This window comes from Streptomyces sp. CBMA123 (assembly GCF_014596465.1).
Taxonomy (GTDB): Bacteria; Actinomycetota; Actinomycetes; order Streptomycetales; family Streptomycetaceae; genus Kitasatospora.
Genome location: NZ_MECK01000341.1, coordinates 1 through 4915, shown reverse-complemented (window position 1 = coordinate 4915; position 4915 = coordinate 1). Strand labels below are relative to the sequence as shown.

Annotated in this window: 3 protein-coding genes and 1 pseudogene; 2 read left to right on the top strand and 2 right to left on the bottom strand. The window is 77.1% G+C overall.

All coding sequences use genetic code 11. From position 1 onward, the window contains the following. Together BG452_RS29835 and BG452_RS29830 are read right to left on the bottom strand one after the other, a co-directional pair. A partial coding sequence (locus BG452_RS29835) for a DUF5682 family protein (protein WP_411293043.1) occupies positions 1-2164 on the bottom strand: 2164 nt, incomplete at its 3' end. Beyond that, entirely contained in the window at positions 2122-3204 is a 1083-nt protein-coding gene (locus tag BG452_RS29830; protein ID WP_223242918.1) for an ATP-binding protein, read from the bottom strand. The genes BG452_RS29835 and BG452_RS29830, both read right to left, overlap by 43 nt. A 180-nt stretch (positions 3205-3384) precedes the next feature. On the opposite strand from BG452_RS29830, the gene BG452_RS29825 reads away from it, so the two are divergent. Continuing rightward, positions 3385-4698: an SWIM zinc finger domain-containing protein gene (locus tag BG452_RS29825; protein WP_188307466.1), complete on the top strand. Its 1314-nt coding sequence runs from the start codon at positions 3385-3387 to the stop codon at positions 4696-4698. An 11-nt stretch (positions 4699-4709) separates the two neighbouring features. After that, positions 4710-4915: pseudogene (locus tag BG452_RS29820) on the top strand (hypothetical protein); the annotation flags it as partial.

Genomic DNA, 4915 nt, shown 5'->3' with positions numbered 1-4915 from the left:
CCTCCAGCCCGGCGAAGGTGCGCCGCAGCAGCGGCAGGACGTCGGTGAAGACCTCGTCGCTGACCCCGCCGAGCCACTCGTCCAGCAGGGCGAGCAGCCGGGGGTCGTGCAGCAGCAGGGCGCCGCCGCCGGCGAGGAAGCCCTCGACCCAACCAGCCGCGTCCGCCGGGGCGTTGGCCGTCGACAGCACCAGGCGCAGCCGTCGGGCGGCCTCCTCGGAGCCGAGTCGGCCGTCGTCCAGCAGCAGCCGGACGGCACGGCCGCGCAGCAGGCCGGGGGCGCCGGTGGCCGGTCCGCCGGCGGGCTCGCGGCGGACCAGCGAGGCCAGCGCGGCGGCCCAGCGGGCGGGCAGGCCGTCCGGCTCGGCCGTCTCACCGGGGCCGAGCAGGGCGATCGCGCCGTGCACCTCGTCGATCCGGGCCCGCATCGCCGTCGCGCTCTCGGCGTCCAACCCGACGCAGGCGGGCGGCAGTCCGACGCAGACCCGCCCGGCCAGGCCCGCCGCCGCCTCGGCGAGCGCGCCGTGGTCGGTGCCGCGCACGTCGCCGTAGCGCAGCGCGCGGACCAGCGCGGGCAGCGCGCCCGCCAGGTGCGCGACATCGGTGTCCAGGGCCGCGCAGTCGGCGAGCACCCGCATCACGGCGGGCAGCGCGCCGGACAGCCCGGCCAGCAGGCAGGTCTCCACCAGGGCGGTCAGCTCGGCGAGTTCGCCGGCCGCGCGGGCGGTACCGACCGCCTTGTTGACGGCGGCCTCCTCCACCGTGGTGCCCCACTGGGCGGCCTCGGCGATCCGGACCGCGAACTCGGGCTGCCAGCACAGTCGCCAGCTCTCCCGGAAGGTGCCGGTGGAGTTGACCGCGGAGCGGGCCGGCACGCCCCACCCGACGCCCAGCAGCCGCAGCCGGTGCAGCAGTCGGGAGCGGGCCGCGTCGGTGTCCTTGCGCAGGTCGAGGTCGACGTCCCGGGGCGCGGCCTCGGGCTTGAGCCGCAGCGAGCGCTGCAACCGGGCGAGGTCGCGCTGCAGCGGCACCGCCGGGGCGGCGTCCGGCACCTCGCCGAGCGCGTCGCCGACCACCAGGCGGTCCCGGACGAGCTCCAGGGCGACGTCCGAGCCGTCGCAGAGCACCGCGCGGACGGCGTCCAGGGTCTCGGTCAGCCCGGCGAGCGGACGGCCGCGCAGGACGGCCAGGGTCTCGGCGAGCCGGACCGCCTCGATGACGTGGGCGGAGGAGACCGGGTGGTCCTCGGCGCGCAGCAGTCCGGCGGCCCGGGTGAGCCAGCGCGGCACCGGATCGCCCACCGCGGTGAACAGGTGGTGGTACCAGCCGGGCGACTGGACGCCCGCGCCGTAACCGGCGGCCTGGGAGAGCCGGCGGTGCGTCCACGGGATCCAGGTGATCTCCGTCCGCACCTTCTTCGGCAGCCCGGCGAGCAGCGCCTTGTCGTGGGCGACGGTGGGCATCGCCGCCAGCGCGGGCACGTGGAAGGCGCCGCAGACCACGGCGATCCGGCCGTACCCGGCGCGCCGGGCGGCCCGGATCCGCTGGCGCATGTGGGCCTCGCGCAGCTGGTCCCGGCGGGACTCGCCGAGGCCCTCGGCGCGCAGCACGGCCATCGCCTCGGCGACGGCGGCGAAGGGGGCAAGCGCGTCCGCGCCGGGGGCGCGGTGCTCGACCACGTCCTCCCACCAGCGCTCCGGGTCGTCGTGGCCGGCCGCCTCGGCGAGCAGGGCCAGCGGGTCAACGGGCAGCTCGTCGGCGGCTTCCTCGGCCTCCTCCACCGCTTCGGCCTCCTCGGGTGCGGGCGCGAAGCCGTAGGCGGCGGGCAGGTCGATGAAGCGGACCGGCAGGTCGTGGTCGACGGCGTGGCGGATCGCCACCCACTCCGGGGAGAACTCGGCGTACGGCCAGAAGGCGGCCCGCGCCGGGTCGTCCACCGCGTGGGCGAGCAGGGCGACCGGCGGCACCAGGTCCTTCTCGGCGGCGAGGTGGACGACGGCGTCGGCCTCCGGCGGTCCCTCGATCAGCACCGCGTCCGGCTGCCACTGCGCCAGCGCGGCGGCCACCGCCCGGGCCGAGCCGGGTCCGTGGTGCCGGATGCCCAGCAGGGCGACCTCCGAGGTCACGTCGTCACCTCGCGGGCCGCGCGGTAGAAGTCCTTCCAGCCGTCGCGCTCGCGCACCACCCCTTCGACGTACTCGCGCCACACCGCCCGGTCGGCCACCGGGTCGCGGACGACGGCGCCGACGATGCCGGCCGCCACGTCCCCGGCGCGCAGCACGCCGTCGCCGAAGTGGGTGGCCAGGGCGAGGCCGTTGGTCACCACCGAGATCGCCTCGGCGGTGGAGAGGGTGCCGCTCGGGGTCTTGACCTTCGTCCGGCCGTCCACGGTGAGGCCGGCCCGCAGCTCGCGGAAGACCGTCACCACCCGCCTGATCTCCTCGGCGCCGCCCGGCAGTTCGGGCAGGTCGAGGGAGCGGCCGAGCTGGCCGACCCGGCGGGTGACGATGTCGACCTCCTCGTCCAGCGAGCCGGGCAGCGGTAGCACCACCGTGTTGAAGCGGCGGCGCAGCGCGCTGGACAGCTCGTTGACGCCGCGGTCCCGGTCGTTGGCGGTGGCGATCACGTTGAAGCCGCGTACGGCCTGGGTCTCGCCGCCCAACTCCGGCACCGGCAGGGTCTTCTCGGACAGGATGGTGATCAGACTGTCCTGCACGTCGGCCGGGATGCGGGTGAGCTCCTCGATCCGGGCGAGCTTGCCGTCCGCCATCGCCCGCATCACCGGCGAGGGCACCAGGGCGTCCCGGCTGGGGCCGTGGGCGAGCAGCTGGGCGTAGTTCCAGCCGTACCGGACGGCCTCCTCGGGGGTGCCGGCGGTGCCCTGCACCAGCAGCGTGGAGTCGCCGCTGATCGCGGCGGCCAGGTGCTCGGACACCCAGGTCTTCGCGGTGCCGGGCACGCCGAGCAGCAACAGCGCGCGGTCCGTCGCCAGGGTGGTGACGGCGACCTCGACGACCCGGCGCGGGCCGATGTACTTGGGGGTGATCCGGGTGCCGTCCGGCAGCTCGCCACCGAGCAGGTACGTCGCCACGGCCCACGGCGACAGCTTCCAGCGCTCGGGGCGCGGACGGTCGTCCCGCGCGGCCAGCGCGGCCAGTTCGCCGGCGAAGGCGTCCTCGGCGTGCTGCCGCAGAACGTCGGTCATGGGGGCTCCTTCGGGTCGGCCGCCGGGCGCACGGGTGCCCGGGCGGCAGGGTGATCGGGGGGAGCCAGGCCGGCGTCCCGGCCTGTGGGAACCACCTTGCAACGTGCCACTGACAGTCCGGCGGACGGCCGTGCGACGGGCAGTCAGCCACTGTCAGTGCCCCCGCCTACCGTCGGTCGCATGGAGGAACGCTGGAGCACCGAACACGTCCTGTCCCTGGCCCCTGACGCCGCGTCGCGGAAGGCCGCGGGCAAGCTGTCCTCGCCCGCGCCCTGGTCCGGGACGGGCACCGACGGCACCGCGCTCTGGGGCGAGTGCCGGGGCAGCGGCCGCACGCCGTACCGCACCGTGGTCGAACTCGCCACGCCCGCCTACCAGTGCAGCTGCCCCAGCCGGAAGTTCCCGTGCAAGCACGCGCTCGGACTCCTCCTGCTGTGGAGCGGCACGCCCGAGGCCGTGCCCTCCGGCGAGCCCGCCGACTGGGCCGCCGAGTGGCTCCAGGCCCGACAGGAGCGCGCCGAGAAGCGCGCCAACGCCCCGGTCGACCCGGAGGCCGCCCGCCGGCGGGCCGAGAAGCGCGCGGCCCGGGTCGCGGCCGGCGCGGCCGAGCTGCGGCTCCGGCTGGCCGACCGGATCCGGCACGGCCTGGCCGACCAGTCCACGGCCGGCCCCTGGGAGGAGGTCGCGGCCCGCATGGTCGACGCCCAGGCCTCCGGACTGGCCACCCGGGTACGGGAGTTGGACGCCCTTCCGGAGGACCGGCTGCTGGAGGAGTACGCGATGCTCCACCTGCTCGCCACCGCCGCCACCCGGGTCGACGAGCTGCCGCCCGAACTGGCCGCCACCGTCCGCGCCCGGGTCGGCTACACCCTGGACGCCGCCGAGGTGCTCGCCGGGCCGACCGTCCGGGACCGCTGGCTGGTGCTCGGCAGCCGCACCACACCGATAGACGGGGGCGCCGACGAACGGCTCACCACCCGCCGGGTCTGGCTGCGCGGCGCCAAGACCGGCCGCCCCGCCCTGCTGCTGGCCTTCGGCCGCCCCGGCCAGGCTCCCGACCTCGCCCTGCCCACCGGCCACCTGCTGGAGGCCGAACTCGCCTACCACCCCGGCGCCCGCCCGCTGCGCGCCGCGCTCGGCACCCGCTACGGCGCCCCCGGGCCCGGCCCGGCCGCCCCGCCCTCCGGGCTCACCGTCGCCGAGGCGGTCGCCGGGTACGGCACCGCGGTGGCCGACGACCCGTGGCTGGACAGCTGGCCGACCGTGCTCGCCGGGATCGTCCCGGTCCGCACCCCGGACGGCTGGCACCTGACGGACGGCCACCACACCGTCCCGGTCCACCCCTCGGCCGTCCCCGAGGCGGCGCTGTGGCGGCTGGCCGCGGTCTCCACCGGCCGCCCGCTGACGGTCTTCGGCGAGTACGGCCACCAGGGCTTCGCCCCGGTCACCGCCTGGACCGCCGAGCAACGCCCGGTCGGCCTCACCACGCTTTAGGAGCACCGACGATGACGATCACCCAGGACCCGTGGGAGACCCTGCGGACCAGCGCCCTGCTCGGCACCGACCGACGCCCGCTCCCCACCACCGCGCTGCCGCTCGCCGACGCCGTGGACCGGTCCGACCCGGCCACCGCGCTGCTGGAGCTGGCCGCGCTGGCCACCGTCCGCCGCCGGGCCGGCGCCCTGCCCGCACCGGCCGCCGAGCCGCCCGG